This is a genomic window from Ruegeria sp. AB11 (assembly GCF_056536325.1).
Window position 1 is genome coordinate 3,892,438 of record NZ_JBQFJO010000001.1, and the last position, 21,026, is coordinate 3,913,463.

Annotated in this window: 24 protein-coding genes and 3 pseudogenes; 9 read left to right on the forward strand and 18 right to left on the reverse strand. The window is 54.4% G+C overall.

Annotation, left to right across the window (positions count from 1 at the left end; all coding sequences use genetic code 11):
- Positions 1–12: 12 nt before the first annotated feature.
- Genes ACR3EJ_RS19430 through ACR3EJ_RS19445 form a run of 4 tightly spaced genes read right to left on the reverse strand, consistent with a single transcriptional unit; the run spans position 13 to position 3,152 of the window.
- Positions 13–1,086: a C4-dicarboxylate TRAP transporter substrate-binding protein gene (locus ACR3EJ_RS19430; RefSeq protein WP_170542704.1), complete on the reverse strand. Its 1,074-nt coding sequence runs from the start codon at positions 1,084–1,086 to the stop codon at positions 13–15.
- A 33-nt stretch (positions 1,087–1,119) separates the two neighbouring features.
- Positions 1,120–1,575 (reverse strand): OsmC family protein, encoded by a 456-nt coding sequence (locus tag ACR3EJ_RS19435; protein WP_170542702.1) that lies wholly within the window; start codon positions 1,573–1,575, stop codon positions 1,120–1,122.
- An 18-nt stretch (positions 1,576–1,593) separates the two neighbouring features.
- Complete coding sequence (locus ACR3EJ_RS19440) at positions 1,594–2,259, reverse strand: malonic semialdehyde reductase (protein ID WP_170542700.1); 666 nt, start codon at positions 2,257–2,259, stop codon at positions 1,594–1,596.
- The gene (locus tag ACR3EJ_RS19445) at positions 2,256–3,152 is read right to left on the reverse strand and encodes a fumarylacetoacetate hydrolase family protein (protein WP_480423285.1); all 897 of its coding nucleotides are present in this window, start codon (positions 3,150–3,152) and stop codon (positions 2,256–2,258) included. The genes ACR3EJ_RS19440 and ACR3EJ_RS19445 overlap by 4 nt, the downstream gene beginning before the upstream one ends.
- A 71-nt stretch (positions 3,153–3,223) precedes the next feature.
- Between ACR3EJ_RS19445 and ACR3EJ_RS19450 the strand changes: the two genes are divergently transcribed.
- The 5 genes and pseudogenes from ACR3EJ_RS19450 (at position 3,224) to yghX (ending at position 8,103) form a co-directional block, all read left to right on the forward strand.
- Positions 3,224–3,610 carry a YciI family protein gene (locus ACR3EJ_RS19450; RefSeq protein WP_170475494.1) on the forward strand — a complete coding sequence of 129 codons (387 nt, stop codon included), beginning with the start codon at positions 3,224–3,226 and terminating at the stop codon, positions 3,608–3,610.
- A gap of 229 nt (positions 3,611–3,839) precedes the next feature.
- Positions 3,840–4,316, forward strand: coding sequence for a GntR family transcriptional regulator (locus ACR3EJ_RS19455; protein WP_480423364.1), 477 nt, complete (start codon positions 3,840–3,842; stop codon positions 4,314–4,316).
- Between the two features lie 231 nt (positions 4,317–4,547).
- Entirely contained in the window at positions 4,548–5,597 is a 1,050-nt protein-coding gene (locus tag ACR3EJ_RS19460) for a malonyl-CoA decarboxylase domain-containing protein (RefSeq protein ID WP_480423366.1), read from the forward strand.
- Between the two features lie 11 nt (positions 5,598–5,608).
- A pseudogene (locus ACR3EJ_RS19465) lies at positions 5,609–7,126 on the forward strand (malonate--CoA ligase).
- A gap of 89 nt (positions 7,127–7,215) precedes the next feature.
- Entirely contained in the window at positions 7,216–8,103 is an 888-nt protein-coding gene (gene yghX, locus ACR3EJ_RS19470) for a YghX family hydrolase (protein ID WP_170542692.1), read from the forward strand.
- 742 nt (positions 8,104–8,845) lie between these two features.
- Here the strand turns inward: yghX and ACR3EJ_RS19475 are convergent.
- Both ACR3EJ_RS19475 and ACR3EJ_RS19480 read right to left on the reverse strand, forming a co-directional pair.
- Positions 8,846–9,265 (reverse strand): TniQ family protein, encoded by a 420-nt coding sequence (locus ACR3EJ_RS19475; protein ID WP_480423287.1) that lies wholly within the window; start codon positions 9,263–9,265, stop codon positions 8,846–8,848.
- 369 nt (positions 9,266–9,634) lie between these two features.
- Positions 9,635–10,201 (reverse strand): glutathione S-transferase, encoded by a 567-nt coding sequence (locus ACR3EJ_RS19480; RefSeq protein ID WP_480423368.1) that lies wholly within the window; start codon positions 10,199–10,201, stop codon positions 9,635–9,637.
- A 67-nt stretch (positions 10,202–10,268) separates the two neighbouring features.
- Here ACR3EJ_RS19480 and ACR3EJ_RS19485 point away from each other — a divergent pair, with 67 nt between their 5' ends.
- The 4 genes and pseudogenes from ACR3EJ_RS19485 to ACR3EJ_RS19500 all read left to right on the forward strand — a co-directional run bounded on the left by ACR3EJ_RS19485 (position 10,269) and on the right by ACR3EJ_RS19500 (position 13,633).
- Positions 10,269–10,475 carry a transposase gene (locus ACR3EJ_RS19485; RefSeq protein WP_480423288.1) on the forward strand — a complete coding sequence of 69 codons (207 nt, stop codon included), beginning with the start codon at positions 10,269–10,271 and terminating at the stop codon, positions 10,473–10,475.
- On the forward strand, positions 10,384–11,391 hold the full coding sequence (locus ACR3EJ_RS19490) for an IS3 family transposase (protein ID WP_480423289.1): 1,008 nt from the start codon (positions 10,384–10,386) through the stop codon (positions 11,389–11,391). The genes ACR3EJ_RS19485 and ACR3EJ_RS19490 overlap by 92 nt, the downstream gene beginning before the upstream one ends.
- Before the next feature lie 3 nt (positions 11,392–11,394).
- Positions 11,395–12,481 (forward strand): annotated as a pseudogene (locus ACR3EJ_RS19495) (IS91 family transposase); the annotation flags it as partial.
- 435 nt (positions 12,482–12,916) lie between these two features.
- Positions 12,917–13,633: a LysR family transcriptional regulator gene (locus ACR3EJ_RS19500; RefSeq protein ID WP_480423291.1), complete on the forward strand. Its 717-nt coding sequence runs from the start codon at positions 12,917–12,919 to the stop codon at positions 13,631–13,633.
- Between the two features lie 202 nt (positions 13,634–13,835).
- Here ACR3EJ_RS19500 and ACR3EJ_RS19505 read toward each other — a convergent pair whose 3' ends face one another.
- From ACR3EJ_RS19505 to ACR3EJ_RS19560, 12 genes and pseudogenes are all read right to left on the reverse strand, one after another.
- Positions 13,836–14,072: a DUF2798 domain-containing protein gene (locus ACR3EJ_RS19505; RefSeq protein ID WP_480423292.1), complete on the reverse strand. Its 237-nt coding sequence runs from the start codon at positions 14,070–14,072 to the stop codon at positions 13,836–13,838.
- Positions 14,073–14,165: 93 nt separating this feature from the next.
- Positions 14,166–14,774, reverse strand: a complete 609-nt coding sequence (locus ACR3EJ_RS19510) for a short chain dehydrogenase (protein WP_170547612.1) — start codon at positions 14,772–14,774, stop codon at positions 14,166–14,168.
- A 500-nt stretch (positions 14,775–15,274) separates the two neighbouring features.
- Positions 15,275–15,910 carry a hypothetical protein gene (locus tag ACR3EJ_RS19515; protein ID WP_170547598.1) on the reverse strand — a complete coding sequence of 212 codons (636 nt, stop codon included), beginning with the start codon at positions 15,908–15,910 and terminating at the stop codon, positions 15,275–15,277.
- A 31-nt stretch (positions 15,911–15,941) separates the two neighbouring features.
- Positions 15,942–16,469: a helix-turn-helix domain-containing protein gene (locus tag ACR3EJ_RS19520; protein WP_170547596.1), complete on the reverse strand. Its 528-nt coding sequence runs from the start codon at positions 16,467–16,469 to the stop codon at positions 15,942–15,944.
- 517 nt (positions 16,470–16,986) lie between these two features.
- Complete coding sequence (locus tag ACR3EJ_RS19525) at positions 16,987–17,196, reverse strand: MerR family transcriptional regulator (protein WP_170544215.1); 210 nt, start codon at positions 17,194–17,196, stop codon at positions 16,987–16,989.
- A gap of 68 nt (positions 17,197–17,264) precedes the next feature.
- Positions 17,265–18,272 carry a hypothetical protein gene (locus ACR3EJ_RS19530; protein WP_170544217.1) on the reverse strand — a complete coding sequence of 336 codons (1,008 nt, stop codon included), beginning with the start codon at positions 18,270–18,272 and terminating at the stop codon, positions 17,265–17,267.
- On the reverse strand, positions 18,272–18,532 hold the full coding sequence (locus ACR3EJ_RS19535; RefSeq protein WP_480423294.1) for a hypothetical protein: 261 nt from the start codon (positions 18,530–18,532) through the stop codon (positions 18,272–18,274). Before ACR3EJ_RS19535 ends, ACR3EJ_RS19530 begins: the two co-directional genes overlap by 1 nt.
- On the reverse strand, positions 18,520–19,221 hold the full coding sequence (locus ACR3EJ_RS19540) for a tyrosine-type recombinase/integrase (protein WP_480423295.1): 702 nt from the start codon (positions 19,219–19,221) through the stop codon (positions 18,520–18,522). The genes ACR3EJ_RS19535 and ACR3EJ_RS19540 overlap by 13 nt, the downstream gene beginning before the upstream one ends.
- A gap of 48 nt (positions 19,222–19,269) precedes the next feature.
- Complete coding sequence (locus ACR3EJ_RS19545) at positions 19,270–19,461, reverse strand: Arm DNA-binding domain-containing protein (protein ID WP_480423297.1); 192 nt, start codon at positions 19,459–19,461, stop codon at positions 19,270–19,272.
- Between the two features lie 349 nt (positions 19,462–19,810).
- A pseudogene (locus ACR3EJ_RS19550) lies at positions 19,811–20,265 on the reverse strand (TRAP transporter large permease subunit).
- A 29-nt stretch (positions 20,266–20,294) separates the two neighbouring features.
- Positions 20,295–20,546, reverse strand: coding sequence for a TRAP transporter large permease subunit (locus ACR3EJ_RS19555; RefSeq protein ID WP_480423299.1), 252 nt, complete (start codon positions 20,544–20,546; stop codon positions 20,295–20,297).
- The gene (locus ACR3EJ_RS19560) at positions 20,543–20,866 is read right to left on the reverse strand and encodes a TRAP transporter large permease subunit (RefSeq protein ID WP_480423301.1); all 324 of its coding nucleotides are present in this window, start codon (positions 20,864–20,866) and stop codon (positions 20,543–20,545) included. The genes ACR3EJ_RS19555 and ACR3EJ_RS19560 overlap by 4 nt, the downstream gene beginning before the upstream one ends.
- Positions 20,867–21,026 lie beyond the last annotated feature (160 nt).

A 21,026-nucleotide genomic window follows, 5' to 3' on the forward strand; every position in this document is an offset into this window, starting at 1 on the left:
ATCGCCAGACAGTTATTCAGCCGTCCAGTCACGCACGCCGGTGAATCCGGCATCCTGAAGCTTGCCGAGATAAGCGGCCAGCATCTCTGTGCCCTGCTCGCCGTTATCGTTCAGCGTCGCGGCCCATTCCTGCGCGACATTCGGCATGGCGTTTGCCCAAGCGGCACGGTCTTCGTCCGAAACCTCAACGATTGTTCCACCCGCTTCTACATACGCATCCCGCGAAGCAGCGGCGCGGTCCATCGCGATGCCGGCGACATGGTCACGGTAGTCGATGGCGACGGCCTTTAACACTTCTTTGACTTCGTCCGGGAGGCTAGCCCAGTAGTCGGCATTGACGGTGATGGTCTTGGAATTCACTGCTCCCAGATCAGCCTTGAGCATGTACGGCGCTACTTCCGCGATCTTAAACGTCTTTGCGGCTTCGGGCCAAAGCATGCCGCAATCGACGAGGCCGGTTTGAAGCATGTTGTAGAAATCGGTTAGTCCCCCGCGTACACCGGCGGCATCCTTGATCCCTTCAAGATAACGCAGGTTCAGGCCTGCTCCCGCGATTTTGCGGCCTTCAAGATCGGCAACCGAAGAAACAGGTTCCGTACAGAAGATTTGATAGGTGTCGAGCACAACGCCGGTAGCAAGATAAACTTGGTTCTGTGCGGCGAACTCGTTTTGCATCGCCGGGTATTCACGAGCGATTTCATCAACAGCCTTGGCGACGGCGCGGGAATCCGATGCCACAAAAGGTGTCGAGCCCGATATTCCTTGGCTGGGGAGCTTCGAAGAATGGAAGATTGTGGTAACGATGCCAATGTCCCCTAAGCCCAGCTGAATACCTTCCAGAACGCCCTTGGGCTTGACGATCGAACCGCCGTAGTTCTCTTGCCAGCTCATCTTGTAGTTGCCGGAATCGGCCAACCGCTTGTCCACTTCTGGAATGAAGAAGTTGGTGAATTCTTTCACCCACAACGCGCGGTCGGGATAGCCATCAATTACGACAGCAGAGATGGTCTCTTCTGCCGCGAGGGGCATCGCCATGGCGCCCGCCAGAGCAGCGCCCACTAGGCTGCGTTTGGTCCAGTTTTTCATTTCTCTCCTCCCAGAAAGTTAGGTCTTTTGTCTTTATTTGTTTGTTTTGACCCAGTTGACGGTCAGGTCAGTGCCTGCCGCTTCGAACAGTTTTGCAATGGCGCAATACTTGGCTGTCTCCTCGCCCACGAGTGTCAACTCCTCCTGACTGGCGGGTGTCTCACAATTCACGGTGAGTTCGATTTCCGGAAACGGAACATCAATCTCCTCTTCCATCAGGACACCGCGCCGATCCAGCCTGCATTTCGCGTCGATTGTCACAGTGCCGAGGTCAACCCCCAACCGATGTGCGTTCTTGTGCCCGATGACATTCGTACAGGCGATCAGGGCTGCCATTGCGGTTTCGGTCGGAGACGGACCAAGATTTGTCCCGCCGCGTTCGACGGGTTCATCGACAACAATATCAAGATCGCGAATTGGTATCTCAGTCCGCGCATGAGTGGGGCATTGAGCTGTCGTGCGGTAAGTCACGACGGGTTTCACTTTCATAGCCACAGCGCCACCTTCTCATGCATAAGAGCAAACCTTTTCGAATGGAAAACGTGGAAGCTTCTGGAACAATCCGGTCTCGTCCGCGTAGCCCAGATTGCAAAGAAAATTGGACTTGAGCGTCGTGCCGGCGAAGAACTCCTCATCGACGATCTTGTTCGAAAAACCTGACATGGCGCCGACGTCCAACCCGACAGCCCGGGCCGCAATCATGAAGTAAGCGCCCTGAAGCGTGCCATTTCGAAAGGCCGTGTCTGCCACGTAGTCGGGCTTGTTTTCGAACAATGGCCGACGGTCTTCGTGCGGGAAAAGAAAGGGCAGTTCCTTCCAGAAGTCCATGTCATAGGCAATGATCGCCGTGACCGGCGCATCCATCATCTTTGGCACATTCTTCGGCTTCAAAGACTTTGCAAGCCGCTCTTTCCCTTCGGGACTTTTCACGAAAATGAAGCGCGCGGGCAACGTATTCATGCTGGTCGCGCCGTTGATCGTGATGTCATAGATCTCTTCAAGTATGTCGTCAGAAACAGGCTTGTTGGTCCACGCGTAGTGCGATCTGGATTCGCGCAGGATCAAGGCGATCGCGTCATCCGACAAGCGTGGAATGCGCTTGCGCAGATCGCGGTGATCTTGCTGCGCCTTGGCGCGAAGTGCCTCCAGCTCTACTCCGGTTGGTGCGCTCATGCTGCAGCCACCTTGGACTTGGCGTCTTTTTCGTCAATGATTGGGCTGGCGCAGATTCCGATGCCTTCAATCTCGACCTCAACGGTTTCGCCGGGCTTCAACCAACGGGGATTGGGCTTTTTGGCGTGTCCGACACCAGGCGGCGTACCTAGCGCAATCAGATCCCCCGGCTCCAGAGTGGTATATTCCGAAATCGTCGCGATGACCTGACGGACACCCCAGATCATATTGGCCGTGTTCGAGCTTTGCAGGATTTCGTCACCCACACGGCTTTCGATCTTCAGACCTGATGCCCCTTCGGGCAACTCATCCGGCGTTACGGTAAATGGACCAATCGCGCCCGTATCATCAAAGTTTTTGCCGGGCGTCCACTGAACGGTTTTACGCTGATAGTCCCGCAGCGAACCATCGTTGAATACAGTGTAGCCAAAGACATAGCCCAGTGCGTCCTGCTCCGAGATATGGCGGCCGCGTTTTCCAACGATCAGCATAAGTTCGGCTTCGTAGTCGAGCTTCTGGGAACAGGCAGGCCGTACCATAGGTTGCCCTGCCGCCATGATCGAATTCTTCCCGCGCATGAACAGCGTCGGATATTCCGGGATGTCATACCCGCCTTCCTTGATGTGGTCCGTGTAGTTCAACCCCATGCAAATGATCGTTCCGGGAGCAGCAACGGGCAATGCCGGAGTGATGGAAGACACGGGCACACTGTCTGCCGCGTCAATTTTGCTGGCAAGTGAGTCGGCCAGTTCAGGCTTGGCTATCAAACCCATCAAATCCGAACCGACGGCAGGGTCCAAAGCCGTTAGATTCACTGCGTTTTCACCGTCTACAGCAAAAACCGCTGTGCCTTCCGAAGTCTCTCCCACCAGTATTTCATTTTCACCATCCATGTCAGTTCGCTTGATTTTTGCCGACTATTTTGCCATATGTCAAATAATATCGATATTTTAGGAGGCAGCAAATGGTTGCTTGGGCAGACTACAAATCAGAAGCAAAAAGCCGCGGTGCGCTTGCTTTGGAGCTTTACGTCGCGCTGAGCACGCCAGCCAAAGCGCCGGGTGATGTAAAGGCGTCACTGCCTGATCACTTGGCGTATCAGACGCAGCTGGAACGTTTGGGGCAGCTGGCTTTTGCAGGCCCCATGTCGGATGAAACCGGCGAGCATATGCAGGGGATGGGACTGATCATCTATCGCGCCGACAGCCTTGAATCCGCCCGGAAGCTGGCCGAAGACGATCCGATGCACAAAAGTGGGGCACGTAGTTTTGTACTTCGGCGCTGGTTGATCAACGAAGGCTCGCTGAACCTTTCAGTTGGTCTATCGACTGGAACGAGTGCCTTCAGTTAAGTGCACTCAAGAGTATTTGCCGCGAAATAGGAACAGTCGGATATGGACGCCATGCTTGATACTGAGGGCAAAGAGACATCAGCCACTCATGGAGCGTATCGAAAGCTGCGCGAATTAATCCTGACCGGCGAATTACCCCGGGTCAAAACTCAAGATCGAACAGCTTCGCGGGCTTTTGGACACTGGCGCTAGTCCAGTTCGAGAAGCGCTTAGCCTTTTGACTTCGGACATGTTGGTCGAGCGGATTGATCAGCGCGGATTTCGGGCAGCGCCAGTCAGCAAGTGTAACTTTGAGGAAATACTTCTGTTGCGCTGCAACCTTGAGGAAACCGCATTGCGCGCTTCCATCGCCAATGCGGATGCGGCCTGGGAAGACCGGCTTGTCTTGCGTCACCATCATATGAAAAAGGCCAGCCAGAACGGGGCACAAGACTTTGAGGACGCTCACAAGGCGTTTCATATGGCCTTGTTGGACAATTCGAAACTGCCGTTGCTACTGCGGTATTGCTCGCAGCTTTACGACCTGAACATTCGCTACCGCTATCTGGCGGCCGGCGGAGCGAGTTACAAAAAACGAGACATCGCCGCCGAACATCAGCAAATCTTGGACGCCGCATTAAATCACGACGCAGACGGCGCAACTCGGCACCTAATCGATCACTACCGCCGAACAGGTGAGTACCTTAGCAGCCAGATGGAGCCCTGAAATGCAGCAGAATTGGTTTCTGGGTGATCTACTAAACCAATTGCTGGACCGTCCCGACAAAAGGCGTGGCAAGGATGACAAACGGTCCATTTCTGAACTATGTGAGGCGCTTTATCTGCGGAAGGTGAAGTTTCAGGATTCACGCTCGCGTCTACGATCCTTGAGCGCTACCACACTCTGAATGATGCGGAGAAACTAGACTTTTTTGTCTATTTGAATGACCAACTTGAGTTGGACCCAAATCAGCTTTCTGAAGCAGCCCGCCTCTACGCCAGCGACCAAAGTGTCAAACTTTATCAAAGGCTTAGTGAAGTTTCAGAGCCACGGCGGCAAGAGTTATTGCGACGGCTGAACCAGCCGTCTGGTGCGACACAGGAACTTGTAGCCATGCGCGTTGATCTGCTGCGCTTTCTCAAATCCAAACCGGAACTCAAGCGAACGGATATCGATTTCGTCCATTTATTGCGCAGCTGGTTCAACCGAGGCTTTCTTGTCCTCAAGCAAATCAGCTGGGACACCCCTGCCCGCGTTCTGGATAAGATCGTCGCCTATGAAGCGGTGCACCAGATCAACGATCTGGACGACTTACGGCGACGGCTCTTCCCACCGGACCGTCGATGTTTTGCGTTCTTCCACCCCTCGATGCCAGATGAGCCACTGATTTTTGTTGAGGTCGCTCTGACCGCTGAAATCCCGAATGCAATAGATACGCTTCTATCCGAAGCACGAGAACCGATCGAAACCGAGCAGGCAAAGGTCGCGGCGTTCTATTCCATTTCAAACTGCCAAAAGGGTTTGGCGGGCATCAGCTTTGGGAATCTATTGATAAAGCAGGTTGTGACCGAGCTTTCGCGGGAGCTTCCTGGGCTTGATACCTTTGTGACATTGTCGCCGATACCTGGGTTAAACCGGTGGCTGTCTGGTGAAACAAACAACCCGGAACACGGGCATGCCGCCGAGGCCGTGCTTGCAGAAACAGCAACACCGCAGGACGTGCGCGCGATGGCCGCCCGGTACTTGATGTTCGCCAAGCGCGAAGATGGAATGCCGCTTGACCCTGTGGCGCGCTTTCACTTGGGAAATGGTGCCGAGCTTCATGAACTGCATGCCCAGGCAGATCAGTCGCCAAACGGACGCGCCCAGTCCGGGTGCGATGGCCAACTACCTTTACGATTTGAACAAAACAGAACGTTACCACGAAGAATTCGCGACACGTGCCACGATCCAAGCCTCGCGTTCAATTCGCGCGGCTTCAACTGCGACGCTTGCGGTAAAGCCTAGGAAAATACAGCGTGACTAATACACTTTACGACAGTTTGTTTGCCCGCCACGAGGGCAACACGGCTCCATTCCTGCAACTCGATAATGGGTGGTCGCTTATGATGCGTTTCTGCAGCGCACCGCGCAAATCGCGCATGTCTTGCAGAACAGCGGAGTTTCCCCGGCGGTCGCATCGTTGTGCAAGCGCCCAAGCAGGCCGACACGATTGCGCTGTATGCCGCTTCGGTTCAGGCAGGTGCTGTCTACCTGCCACTAAACACTGCCTATACCAGGCAGAGTTGGACTATTTCATCTCTGATGCGCAACCTGCGTTAATCGTTTGCGACAGCCACGACAAAGTTGAATTCGAACAATTGGCGACCCGGTCTGGTGCAAAGCTGCTGACCTTGGGTGGCGAAAATCCAAGCTTGAGCCGCGAAGCGGACGCACAGCCTTGTGTATTCGAAACCGTAGATCGCGCGCCGGACGACCTCGCGGCGCTTCTTTACACATCAGGTACCACGGGCCGGTCCAAGGGCGCGATGCTCAGCCACCGAAACCTGCTGTCCAATGCCCAAGCGCTTGTGGATTTGTGGGGTATCACTGACGCTGATCGCTTGATTCACGCGTTGCCCATATTTCACACGCACGGGCTTTTCGTGGCGATGAACACATCACTACTCGCCGGTTCCAAAGTGCGGCTGATGAAAAAATTCGACACTGGTATGATCTTGGAGGAATTGCCCCACTCGACCCTTCTAATGGGAGTCCCCACTTTCTATACCCGATTGCTGGCGGATGACGGTTTCACCGATGAGATCACAGAGAACATGCGTCTGTTTGTTTCCGGCTCAGCCCCGTTGCTGGCAGAAACCCATGTGGCGTTCGAAACGCGCACCGGCCACCGCATCCTTGAGCGCTACGGTATGACCGAGACGAACATGAACACCTCTAACCCTTATAGCGGTGAGCGGCGCGCGGGAACTGTTGGTATGCCTCTACCCGGCACCGAGGTGATCGTAACCAACCCTGAAACTGGAGAACCTCTGCCCCAGGGCGAGGTCGGAATGATCGAAGTGCGTGGCCCCAATGTTTTTCAGGGCTATTGGCAAATGCCCAAAAAAACGGCTGAAGAGCTTCGAGAAAATGGATTTTTCATCACCGGAGATCTGGGCCAATACAGCGAGGATGGCTACCTGTCGATTGTAGGTCGGTCAAAAGACCTGATCATCACTGGTGGTTACAACGTCTACCCCAAAGAAATTGAAGACGTTTTGAACGATGTCGATGGCGTTCAGGAATCGGCGGTCTTCGGGGTTCCCGACAACGAATTTGGAGAAGCAATTATTGCTGCTTTGGTTGCCGAGCCTGGAGCACAGCTTCAGGTGGAACAGATCGAGTCGATCATCAGAAACAAACTGTCGCGATTCAAACATCCTCGCCGCTACGAACTCGTCCAGGAGTTGCCGCGCAACACTATGGGAAAAGTTCAAAAGAACGTGCTGCGCGAACGGTACGCGAACAAGGAACTTTCACCGGCGGTATCTTAGGAAGCCCATCCAGACGCTCAATCAAATCAAGACCTTCAGATCGGATACTACCCACCCTTCAGACTGCCAAACTCATCAGGAGATCCACAATGACTCGCATGACGGCAAAAGACTTCGACCAGGAACTTCTGGACCTGTATGACTTTTACGCGCACGGCAAGATCACCAAGCGCCAATTCCTGGACCGCGCAGGCAAGTTCACGGTCGGCGGCGTGACAGCGGTCGCGCTGCTAAACATGCTCAGCCCGAACTACGCGATGGCTCAGCAAGTGTCGTTCAACGATCCCGATATCCACGCGGACTACATCACCTACCCTTCACCGAATGGAACCGGTGATGTTCGCGGCTACCTTGTCCGACCCGCCGGCGTTGAAGAGCCCCTGCCCGCGGTATTGGTAATCCACGAAAACCGCGGCCTTAACCCCTACATCGAAGATGTGGCGCGCCGATTGGCGAAGGCCGGGTTTATGGCACTGGCCCCCGACGGTCTGACGTCAGTGGGAGGGTACCCAGGCAACGACGCGGATGGGCGCGAGCTGCAAAAGACAGTGGACCGGGTCGAATTGATGAACGATTTCTTCAATGGATTTGAATATCTATTGAACCGAGATGATTGCACTGGAAAGGTCGGCGCTGTTGGTTTCTGCTACGGCGGCGGTGTGGTCAGCGCAATTGCTGTGGCCTATCCCGAACTGGCCGCTGGTGTCCCGTTCTACGGGCGCCAGCCAGCAGTTGAGGATGTGGCCAAAATTCAGGCGCCGTTGCTTGTTCAGATGGGTGAGCTTGACGATCGCATCAACGCGGGCTGGCCAGATTTTGAGGCCGCCCTGCAGGCCAACGACAAGGTTTACGAGGCCTACATCTACGAAAACGCCAACCACGGTTTTCATAATGACAGCACGCCACGCTATGACGAGGAGATGGCAAACCTGGCCTGGGACCGCACAATTGAATGGTTCAAAACCTATCTCGAGTAATTGGGGTGTGCTGCGAAGCTATTCTTGCGTTGATATCGCTTTGCCGACGCACACAATGCTCCGAGAGTATTTCCCGGGAAGTCCAAGCATTCTAACTTACTTATTAAGATAGACCGCTATGAGCCCTTGGCCCTTAGAAGGCGCAGCGCCAATGAAGGCATCCAGTACCCATAGATGCATTCTTTGGCAGTTTCACAACCATTGAGTGTTTGTCGGCGTCGCAAAAAAACCGCGAACGTCGCAGTAAGGGTTTTATATTAGCGCTCGAGAATGAAGCTGCGCAATATTGTTCGAAACACTTCCAAGCCTTCACAATAGTCAAGATTGCGATGAAGTAGATCCTGAAGTTCTCCGAAATGCGGCCACAACACGTAAGCGCTTCTGCGAGCAGGTGTCTGGACTGCCTGAGCCAATGCTTCGAATATTGCGTCTTCGCCAATCTGTAGTAGTTCAAATCCTTTCAGAACCGCTTTACGCTTTTCTATGAAGCTAAGATTAGATCGCCTTTGCGACCTCCCATAGACTGCAGTAATACCGAGCGCCTCAGATATTCTCCAAAGCAATGGAATACTGAACTGATCACTCAAGGAATTCACTTTGCTTCCAAGAAATCTATTGGAAAGTTAGTTGTCGAAACTATCAGCTGTTAGTGGACTGTCTGCATTTCTGATTTCATTCCAAGCACTTCTAATTGCCGAACTCGAATCAAAGCGCAGGATGTGATGGCTTTTGGCTGTTATCGTTAGCAGTTTTCGTTGTGTAGATAGCAAGAATGGATCTGGGGAACTTGCCAGTGCATTTTATGGACTTTAGCCCATAGATCCGACGACAACTGATGCTGCTCCAACTGACACTTTGGACAGACTCGAATTTCTACACGATTCAGCGTTAGGTTCTCGAAAAGCTCTTGGCCAACGCGGCAACTCATCTTCGTCGTTTTGATTACAGCCGTTTTGGCAAACGCATCGTTCGGCAGACCCGCGAAGTGACAAAGGTCCTCTATGGCACTCCGTTCTCCATTTGAGATTGCGATGAGATCCAACCCGAGATCGTAACAAAAGGAAACCTTATCCGGACATCCGTTGCGCGCGGCCAATCGTGACAGAAAGGATGTGGGAGTTTCCAGCGCGGCCGGGCGCAAAGTGAGTGCCAGCCTGTTCATTTGCCATCTCCCTGCGCCTGGTAATCAGTGGCGGATTTGGAATGCCAATTTCCATCCGGCAATACGGCCTCCCTGTCATAGACACGCACCAGACTGCCATCACAAAAAATGGGCGAAACCTCCGCGCGATCGAGTTGCCGTGCCAAGTGGATCGGGGCGACATTGCGATGCACCGCTATCTGGCCCAACGTGGCATACTGAGCCTGGAATGCGCGAATGCTTGCTTAAGCGCTGAATGTCCGCTTTGCGTGCCGCAACCGCAGCATCAAGAAGTAAGGCCGAGTGTCTGCAATGGGCCGCACGCGCCATGCTGGGCTCAGCTGTTGAACCAAGTCGGAGCATCGCCTTCTGACCACGGTGAGTACTTGTTCATAACCTGCAAAAGGCTTCGCATTCTAAAAAGCGATTTAGCCACGATGTTAAATTCAGCCACTCCTGCCCGTCAAACCACATCCGATCTATATGGGCAAATTGCCGAACAAATGGCAGAAGCGCCAGATCGGCAATGGTGGGACGACTTCCGAACAGCCATGACCGTCCGGCTAACCGTTCGTCGAGGTTGTGTAAGTAGCTTGCAGCTTTATTTCGCTCCACTTTGGGGTCCAGATCTGGGTATCTCGTAGCGTATTTTGTGTGATCCAATGCTGCCTTGAATGGTCCATCATTTACCTCGATCAGGTGCCAACCTGCCTGAGGCATTTCCAATAGCCGCTGCGGATCATTTTGTTGGAGCGCCCAGATCATGATTTCCAGGCTTTCGTCTAAAACTCGGTCTGGCAGGCGAAGCGCCGGCACTGTTCCGGAAGGGGAAGTCTGCAAGAAAGTCGCTGGTTTGTCCCGTAAGAGAATTTCACGCAATTCGACTCTGACACCTGAACTCAACAGCGCAAGGCGAGCCCTTATCGCATAAGGGCAGCGGCGGAACGTCCAAAAAATCGGGTGGTGAGCCTGTCTTTGCCCCCTAAACTTGGGCCACTACTTTGGCCGAGAAGGGGAACAAGGGATGGCTCGGAAGCGATACTCGGACGAAGATATTCTGAAGCTGCTGCGTGAGATTGAACTGAAGCTGGCAGATGGCGACGATGTTCGGACAGCCTGTCGTGGTGTCGGTGTCAGCGATGCGACCTACTACAATTGGCGGCGTCGGTTCGGTGGCATGGGCAAGTCGCAACTGTCGGAGTTGCGCAGCCTGGAGAAAATACCCGGCTGAAGAAGATCGTGGCCGAACTGGAACTGGACAAGCTGATCCTCAAAGAAAGTCTGAACTACCTAAAACCGAGGGCCTGACGACGAGCCAACTTCGTCAGGCCGTCATTCATGCTCGCCAGAAGCTCGGCACATCAGAGCGTCGCACCTGCAAGGTGGTCGGCCTTGCACGCAGCTCCATGCAATACCGGGCCGTAGAGAAGAACGATGATGCTCTTCGACTGGCCATGATCCGTCTGGCCAAGAGCTATGGCCGGTATGGCTACCGTAAGGTGGCGCAGCTACTTCGGGTCGAGGGCTGGCGTGTCAATCACAAGAAGGTAGAACGGCTGTGGCGGGAGGAAGGTCTGCAACTCCCGCAGCGGCACAAGAAGAAGCGTCGCCTGTACCACAAGGACAGCTCGATCATTCGACTCCGACCGACGCATCCTAACCATGTCTGGAGCGTCGATTTCGTTCACGACAAGCTGAGCAATGGGCGGAGCTACAAGATGCTCACGGTTTTGGATGAATACACCCGCCAGGCGCTCGCAGTGGAAGTTCGGACCCGCATGGGTTCTGAAGATGTGCTGGAGGTTCTCTACGGGCTGTTCCTGCGCCACAGAAAGCCTGATTTCGTTCGAAGCGATAACGGCCCAGAGTTCTCTTCACGGGCAACCCAGAGTTGGCTCGAGAAGGTCGGTGTGAACCCGATCCGGATCTACCCGGGCTCTCCGGAGAACGGATACAACGAGAGGTTCAATGGAACGCTCCGCCGCGAGGTTCTCAATTCCGAATGGTTCACAACGACCAAGCAGGCACAGATCGTGATCAATTGCTGGCTCAGGCAATACAACCACACCCGACCGCATCAGGCCCTCAACATGCGCCCACCAGTCCCCGAAACTCTAGTCCGAGATGGCCCAGAACACGGGGGCTAGACAATGTCTGCCATCGAGAATTGCCGGACCGCCGCGCTCGGCGGGCACGTTGCGGCCTGCACAAAGTGTGATCATCACCACATCGCCTATAACTCCTGTCGCAATCGACACTGTCCGAAGTGTCAGGGCAACGCAGCACAGGACTGGATGCAGGCACGGATGGAAGATCTGCTACCGGCCGAGTACTTCCACGTGGTCTTCACCTGCCATCCCAGATCGCCGACATCGCATATCAGAACAAGGCAGCGGTCTACGGTCTGCTGTTCAAGACATCCGCGCAGACGCTCCTGACCATCGCTGCTGACACCAAACATCTGGGCGCTCGGATCGGCATGACATCGGTGCTGCACACATGGGGATCAGCGATGACCCATCATCCGCACGTGCATGTCATCGTGCCGGGGCGGGCTGTCGCCGGATGGCACCTCCTGGATCGGTTGCCGTCCGGGGTTCTTTCTGCCGGTGAATGTCCTGTCGAGGCTGTTTCGGCGCTTGTTCCTCGATGGGCTGGTCAGATTGCATAAGGCAGGTAAGCTGCGCTTCTTCGGTAATCTGGTGGGATTGGCAGACCCGGATACCTTCGCTGCCCATCTCGCGCCGCTGCGCAAAACCGATTGGGTCGTCGCCCTTCGGCGGGCCGGAAGCGGTGCTGGCCTATCTAAGCCGTTATACCCACCGCGTGGCGATCTCCAACCATCGTCTGGTCAGTGCCGACGCGGGCACCGTGGTCTTCCGGTGGAACGACTATCGCATCAAACGCGGAGACAGGATGAAGGTCATGCGCTTGCCAACGGACGAGTTCATCCGCCGCTTCCTGATCCACGTTCTGCCATTCGGCTTCCACCGCATCAGAAACTCGGGCTTTCTGGCTAACGGCATTCGTCGCAACAGGATCGCGAAGATCAGGCGTTTGCTGAATGCAGAGCCAAAGCCCGATCAAACACCGGATGAGGTAACCAGCGCCGAATGCGATGATCGACCCGCGCACCAGTCTTGCCCAAAATGCGGCAGTACCATGATCGTTATCGAGGTCTTCCTGCGCGGCCAAGCACCCAAATCCCGGGCACCACCATGGGAGGATGCCGCATGAACAGCCCAACCCAATCGGCCTCGCAACGAAAAGGCACCGGACCATTCAGTGCGGCCACCTCTCCAAATCATGCGCGCCATCAGGCCCGCAACCTCATGGCGAGAGGCCATCCAATCAGGCAGTATCGGGAAAAAAGGCTCTCATACACCGCCCGTCGTCAAGCAGCCGTTCACTCTAAACATTCGGCATCCCAGCTGTAGCCCACAATCCCCATAGCTCCAAAACAGCCCGCGCTTTCCTCCTTGTCGGATTTGTCGCCGCTGCAGCTCGCGCTGACAGCAGCCACAAACCATAGACTAAGCGGTCGTTATCAGAGTCCATTGCAATGTCGGCTTTCGTTCTGCCTGTTAACGAGGACGAGTTGATTTGTGGTATGCCGTGTGATGGCCTTTCCTAGCACATGCAAATAGTATCATCGGAGTTAGGGAGTTCGCCTTGCGTAGCCAAGACCTCAGTCTTCTCGTAATTTTTGATGCCATAATGACTGAGGGCTCCATTACGCGCGCGGCGGATAGGCTGAACATTACCCAACCGGCAGTCTCAAATGCCGTAGGGCGGATGCGCACGATCTGGAAGGACGATCTCTTCATCAAGGATGGCCGAAACATCAGGCCCACTCTCTTTGCCCAGAACCTCTGGGCAAAGGTGCAACAGCCATTGGAAGAGATCGACGACGCCATCAATCCAAAGGGATTTGATCCTGCCACATCACATCGGGTGTTCCGCATCGCTGCGACAGACCTGATGGTAGATATGGCTTGGGCTGACCTGCGCCAGCGTCTCGAACAAGATGCGCCGGGGGTCGCTGTGCAAACAGTGCCGTACACTATTGCCAATGGCGAAAGCGTACTTGCCAGTGCGACGGTGGACGTCCTGATTGGCGCGAACGATCTTATGCCGCCGATGGACACAAGTGAGTTCTTGCTTGAGCTCGACTATGTTTGCGTCATGCACCCCGACCATGTTCTTGCGAAAGGCGCGCTCACGCTTGAGCGTTTTGTAGGGGCAGATCACTTGCTGGTATCGCTTTCAGGAGACGCACTTGGCTATACCGATATGGTCCTTGCCGAGCATGGTTTGCAACGCAAGGTCGCCATGACAATCAACAATTTCGCGAGTGCCACGAAGTGCTGTCGCAAAGCAATCTCGTAGGTGTTCTGCCTTCGGTAAACGTGAAGTCTTTGGTTGAGTCAGGCGCGCTCGTGGCGCGCCCGACTCCAATTCCTGTCCCGGGTCCGATACTCAGCATGTTCTGGCACAAACGGGTTGACCGGGATCAAGGAAACATTTGGCTGCGGAGCGTTCTCAAGAGCCTGATGGCACCGTCGTGAACGGCTGAACTTGGTGAGGTTGTTTAATCGCTCTCCAAAACAAGCTGGCCCACGATCTTCTTTACGGCTGGCGTAACGATCATGATCGCGGGAAGGGCCGCCACAAAGCCAACAATCCAGGCATTCAGCCAGGCCTGGAGCAGCCCGGGAACCAAGCCAAGGTTGATGGTTGTGACAATCAGCGACATCAAACCTGACATGAGCAGCGCCATGAAGAAGTAGAAGGTGTATTGGGTGTATTTGACGGGTATGAAATGCATGGGGAATACTCCATCATTTGGTTTGGATCCGAGCCCGATAGAGGCCCGGATTTGGCAGTCTGGTTTCGATTGGGATATGCGCATGACCAGACCTCAGGTCCGTCCTTGCACATAAAGGGTTTCACCGTTCTTTGCGCCTTCCACGCTTTTGCGGAATGCTTTGGCCGCAACGGCTGCGGGAACAGGTTCGAAACCGGCGAAGGCGGCACCGAATAGATGGACCGATTCTTCGAGGATTGTTGGGCTTACGACGTTGACGCGAATGCCGCGCGGCAACTCCAACGCCGCCGAAGCTGCAAATCCTTCCAGCGCACTGCACACAGTCGTGGCCGCTGCGCCATAACGGATCGGATCCTTGCTGATGATACCTGCGGTGAGGGTGAATGACCCACCATCACTGATGTGTTTAGCGCCCTCCATCACCAGGTTGATTTGGCCCATGAGCTTGTTGTTGAGCCCAAGCTGCCATTCATCCTGCGTGATATCTCCTAGCGGGCCGAAATGAACTGCGCCGGTGGCTGAAACCAAAGCGTCGAACGGGCCAATCTGTTCGAACATCGCCCTGATCGATGCGATATCGGCGATGTCCACCTGAACGTCGCCTTCCGAGAAGCCCACTTTCACGACCTCATGATCTTTCTCGAGATCATCGGTGACGGCGGTGCCAAGTGTTCCGGTTGAACCTACGACGATGATTTTCATGATCTGTCTCCGATGTGTTGTTTCGTGCGAACCGATTTGGTCCGGCTGAGACAGATATGACGGCCCACAATCAATAAAAAAAATAATGAATATATATAAATAACATTTCAAAAAATGATGTATTTGCGTAAGCAGTAGTTCGGATGATCTACGGGACAGCCCGCTTTGGGCTCGAAGCGGCCATCCAAACACTTTGCTCGAACGACTCCTTTGCCTGATGCGGATCGGTGCCGTGTCAGAGGACCACTTTCTGCAATTCCCTATTGGCGCGGATAAGTTCATTGATCGTCTTGCGCATTTCCTCGGTTTCTCTCGACCGCCCCCCATGCTTCCAAGACGGATGGCTTGATCCCGCAGCATGCCCACCTCTAGCCCCATGCATGCGGCACACACTCCAACCTTGAACTGCAGGCGCGTTGCAGCGTTGGCCGGTAGACTTCGCCGTGGCGGTGCATCTGGGCGCATTCCTGAGCCGTTCGGTGGGGTCCATGAGGTTGTCGTCACTTTTTATCATTGGACCGCCCCCCGTTTTGAACGTTGCCGACAATGGCCTGGCCACCTTCTTTGACCTCGACGCGTTCGACGCGGACGGTCTGATCTGCCTTGGAGCGATACCGTTTCAGGGTTTCAACCTGGCTCGTGAAAGTCCGCGCAAGTTTGTTGAGCGCCCGCTCCGCTGAATCTTGCTGTGGAAGAGATTTTACGTGATTGAGCCTACGCGCCATCGTCATCGTCGCCTGATGAATTGCACCCATTTGGATCGCAAGCATGGCTTCGATCTCGTCTTGCGGCCCAACCCCGGCAACAACCGACATCACGAAGTTCGATGCGGTCTCGGAAACAGAGCTATCCTGTTTCCCGAGGGTTGCGACTTGATCCATGACGCCTTCGAAGAACCGGTAGTCTGCTGTGCCTAGCTCATGCATTGCCAAAGCACAGGCTGCGTTTGGGTCTTTCTCTTTGTGGCCGACTGTGAGCCTTCGCGTTTCCTCCTCGAGGTCCAGCTTGATATCCGGCGCTCGGACACGTGATCTCTTTCGTGCCCTTAGGTCAGCAATCGCATTGACTTCTGCCTCAGTAAGTTCGGAGTTCTTTGTCTGCAGATCGTTGCCACTGTCATTCTGTGTCTTGCTCATGCCCGCCTCGCGTAACAGGGAGTGGTTAGTATTAGTGTTCCGTTTCAGAACCGAAGGACCGACGCGAAATCGGCCTGACGGGTTCTGATTTGGAACCATGGGAGGTCTTTGGGTTTTCAAACGGAACCACTGAGGATGCTGACGGGTCCGTCTCAGAACCGCGTTTTGTTTTTTGGGGCTGCCGGAACCGCCAGTCGTTGGTGGCGGTTTTCATGCCGGACCGGGTCTGCGTCGCCTTGGTCGTCAACCGCCATTCGTGGGCACGACGGTGATACCAGTTGCCTTCCCGCTCCAGCACAAGGAAGCCTTTGTCCTGCAGATCCTCGAAAGCCCGCTGAACCGTGGCCTTGCCTAATCCCAGTATCTCTGCCGCTTCGTTCATCGACAAAAACACCTTGCCGTTGTTGCTGCCATTGAAGCGGGTGTGAAGCTCCAGCCAGAGCTTCACTGCAGGTCCGGACAACGCACGCCATGCCGGGGATTTGATCATTGCGTAGGGCATAGGGACATATTGGCCCTCATCCGACCGTTTGCCCTTGGGAGACCGCCGCCTACTCATCGCAACACCTCCGCTGGAAATGCTCGGGCAAACAATCCAGTTCATATATATCACAGCCAATATGCGCCCGGACGAGCCGGGTTAGGCCAGATTTGGACACACAGTACCCGAGCGTGTCCCAGGCCGCTCCCCCGGCCTGAAATTGGGGCCTCTGACGCTGAAACAGCCATTGGATGCCATCCCGACATTCGGCGACGCGGTAGATATCATGGCGAAAGAGTTCGCCGCTGTAGTTCTCAGCAGTTTCCCGATAATCAGTTTGGGAAAGAGGGCCAGTGTCTGGCCCCCTGTCGTGACTCGTACTGTTCGGCTCGGAAAAGCACATATCAGCCATGCTCGATCCGTCCTTTCCGCACGATCACCCGTTCAACCGAATGGCTCAGGGGCGACCAGTAGTACCGGCGCTCGTTTTGTCTTGTCGGCGCGGGGCATCCTGTGGCATCAACTGGACTTGCTAGGGTGGCAGTTGATGTCACTGGAAAAGCCCCATCTCCGCGCTTGGAGTTGGGGTTTTTCATTATGCAGCCTCGTTGTTGGGGTCGGTGCGCCGAGCCGCAAGCCAAGTGTTCAGATCGGCACCATGATAGGCGATCCGCCGACCGATGCGGATAAAGGCCGGACCGCACATGCGGTGACGCCATTGAGCCAGCTTTTCCCGGTTTCCCAGCAATTGCATTTCAGGGTCTTCTGGGAAATAGACCCGGTCGTCATTGAAGACGTTTGCCATCGTTGAAATCCTCTTGGATCAGTTGCGATGGCATCTGTTTGAATTATGCCGCAGTAGTTAAATAGGCGTCACGAATTATTTGCTGTATCGAAACGGCGTTGAGATTTTGATCGGCGCCCGGGTCGCGATAACTCTGGATATGTCTGACGCAGCCTATCCCATACCCTCTCAAATGCTCGCTCACCTAGCTTGATCGGGCAAACTTGCCTTAACTCAGATTTTGTTTCAGATTTTTCTTTATCGTCCAAATACTCAATCAAAAATTTGTATGCTTTGGTTTCATCGGCGACAGTAGACTTAATCCCGGAAAGGACTTGAGCGTCCTTTATTCCTAAAAACTTCTGCCATTTTTCGGGTTGGTTCTCGAAAATTTCGTTGACTGCTTCCTCGCCAAAAGCTGCATCGCAGATAATTCGCGCAGCCTTTTCCCTAAATGCAATCGACAGTGTCTCCACTGGTTCCGTTGGATCCTTAAAGGCCAATGCCCAGCCCTCGAATGGTACTAGTTCGGTAACACTGAATGGATAGCCATGGCTCTCCAGCTCAAACTCGAATTGCAAAGTCGATTGGAGCAATTGGAGCTCCGATAAGTCAATGACATAAGTATGCGGATTATAAAACAGATCGGGCGACGTTCTCGAGAGCGTACAAAATGTTCCCGCCCATGGATCTTGTCCATCCTCAACGCAATTCGAAATTTGCGTTACGTAGGAAGGCCAGTCTAGACCACGCTCAAAAAAGTCACCCAAGAATTCGCCGTAATTGGCCAAGTGCCAATACGTTACAAACCTATCGAAAAAATTTGGAAAATCGAACTTCCACACTCCGGCCGACGGGTGACATGCATATAGGCTTCGTTCTTGGATGACTTCACCTAGGGCCATCCTTTTGACTTCTTCGAAGGAGTAAACTCTTGCCCTGAAAGCCCGATGCTCAATTAAATCTGGATCGCAATCTGCAACTTCAGACCACGAACCTTCGACCAGGTTCTTCAACCAATTTTTGGTGTCTTGAATCTCTTCGAACAGCGAATCCACTACCTGAGATACTGGGGTATAGCCTTCGGGTGAAAACATTATCTTTCCTCGTCAATCTCTGTTCCGCAATCGAGCAAAAAGTAAGACCAACCCAACATCAATTCTCGCCGCCGCTCCAACAAATCCGTGCGCGCATAAGCCCGCTCCACATCAGACCCAACCTGATGGGCCAGTGCCGCCTCTGCCAGTTCGCGCGGTGCGTTTGCAGCTTCCGCCGCCCAATCCCGAAACGAACTGCGGAAACCGTGCACGGTGACGCCATCCTGCCGCATCCGACGTAGCAGCATCAGCATGGACATGTTTGACAAAGGCTGATGCCGCTTTTGCCCTCGAACACATAGTCAGAGGCCAGCGCACGCAGCGGCTTCAGAATGGCCAACATTCCGTCGGTGAGAGGAACACGATGGACCTGCCCGCCCTTCATGCGCTCCGCAGGTATCGTCCACAGGCGCGCATCGACATCGACCTCGGGCCATTTCATCTCTAGCACTTCAGAGGTTCGGCAGGCGGTCAGAATGGTGAACTGCAACGCCTTGGCGGCCATGGCTGAGCGGGTCTTCAACTCGGCATAGAACGCTGGCACCTCCTGCCAAGGCATCGCGTCATGGTGCTGGACCTTGGCTTTGACGGTGGGCAGCACCTTTCCTTCGCGGATCGCAATCACCGGATTCTCGCCCGAGCGGAAGCCCTTGGACTTCGCCACATCAAGCACCGTCTTGATCCGCTGAGACAGTCGCTTTGCGGTTTCGTGTTTCTCGGTCCAGATGGGAGACAAGCACATCAGCACTTCGGGCTGATCGATGCTGTCCACTGGCATACGGCCGATCTTGGGGAACGCATAGTCGCGCAAGGTGTTAAGCCATTGCTGGCCATGCTTTGCATTCTTCCATGTGGGCAGGCGGTCAATGTGAACCTGTCGGCTGAGCTCTTCGAAGGTTGGGATTTCGCGCTGGGCGTTGAAGCGAGGGTTCAGTCCGGACTTTGCCATGCGTCGATATTCGAGAGCTCTTTCGCGGGCTTGGTTCAGGTGACGACATCAACGCCACCCAAAATCCGTGCGCAGCGGAGCACCCTTGCGGTTCTTCTGACCTTTGACCGTTACGCGCACAATCCAGCGCCGTGCGCCCGAGGGATCGACAACGAGATACAGGCCAGAACCGTCGCCATGCCGACCCGGGCCGAGATTCTCTACCAGCTTCTTTGTCAGCTTCCCGCTGAGCGCAGCCATGAAAAATACCACAAAATATACCACTCAATGAAAGTATAGTAATGTAATCGGATAAAATCCAATGAAACACACTAGTGAGACTACAGCCATAAAACACAAAGGTTTTAGCAGCCTAGTGTGGTTCATCAAAATTCGAGGAAATTACTGTGGAACGTCACTGATCTTTGACTCAATCGACGGCCAAAACCTCAATAAATCGGTGAATCGCGTCATTCAATTCCGACCCAAACATCAAGCATTTCTGACCCAGAACGTATACGGTTAGTGTCTCAAATAAGCCCTAGCCACAGGGTCCTATTCTGTTGAGTCGTGGGAGGGTAGTGCCCAAGGGGTTTCCAAAACGCGTTTCTTAGCCGCCGAACCCCGCCGCCTCGGGAAGCCACGTGGACAAAGGTGGGATTGCAAAGACGAGGATCAGGCCCAGTAGCATTAGCGCAGCATAGGGCAAGGCTCCGCGAATGACCTCCGACAAAGGGGCTTTCGCAATACCTTTGATAACGAAGAGGTTCATCCCGACAGGAGGTGTGATCAGCGCGAGTTCGAGGTTGATCATTAGCAGGATGCCGTACCATATCGGGTCGATCCCCAGTGCCAGCATGACAGGAAAAACGATTGGCGTCGTGATCAGGATGATCGAGATGGTCTCAAGAACATGCCCAGCAGAATGAGCAGCATTACGGCTACGACAAACATGGCGGGGCTGAGACCGATTGCCGTTACTTGTTCAACGATCTCGATGGGCAGGCGAATGATGGTTACGGCGTGACCAAACAGCGCCGCAGCAGCGAGGATCATGAACAGCATCGCCGTTGTGCGCACTGTCTCAAACGCGGTCACCCAAGGTCGTGCAGGCCAAAGTGGTAAACCACTACGCTGATGAACAGAGCATATAGGCAGCCAATAGAAGCGGCTTCAGTGGCCGTAAATATTCCGGTAGATCCGCCCAATACCACCGGTGGCATCAACAAGGCCCAGATCGATTGCCTCATACCCAGATGACGCCCATGCCTGCAAATGGTTGGGAAACTACTGCGCCCAAACCCGGCGCTGACCATCGCCCAAATCGCGAAAATGATAGCCATCATGATACCGGGCACCAAGCCGGTAGGAAAGAGCTCCGATCGAGGCCTCGGTTACGATGGCATAGAGAATAAGAGGTCAGAGGAGGGATTAAAATCCCGAGCGTACCGCCCGCTGCAATCACACCGTAGGAATAACTCGAGCTGTAGTTGAAGCGCTTCATCTGCGGGATGGCCGTCAGACCAATAGTAAGCGCCGTGGCAACAGACGAACCGGAAATGGCTGCGAAAATGGTGCAGGAGGGATCGTGGCGACCCCAAGACCACCACGCAAATGGCCGACTATCGCATTTGCTGCATCGTAAAGATCCTAACCACGCCAGCACGGATCATCACGTGCGCCATGAAGGCAAACATCGGTATGGCCGTCAAAAGGCCGTTGTTCAGTTTGGCAAAACCGTATCGGCCGCGCTGTTCACGTTGCCTTCTGTCAGCATCATTATGATCAGCGACGTCAGCCCTAGCCCGGCAAAGATTGGCATCCCG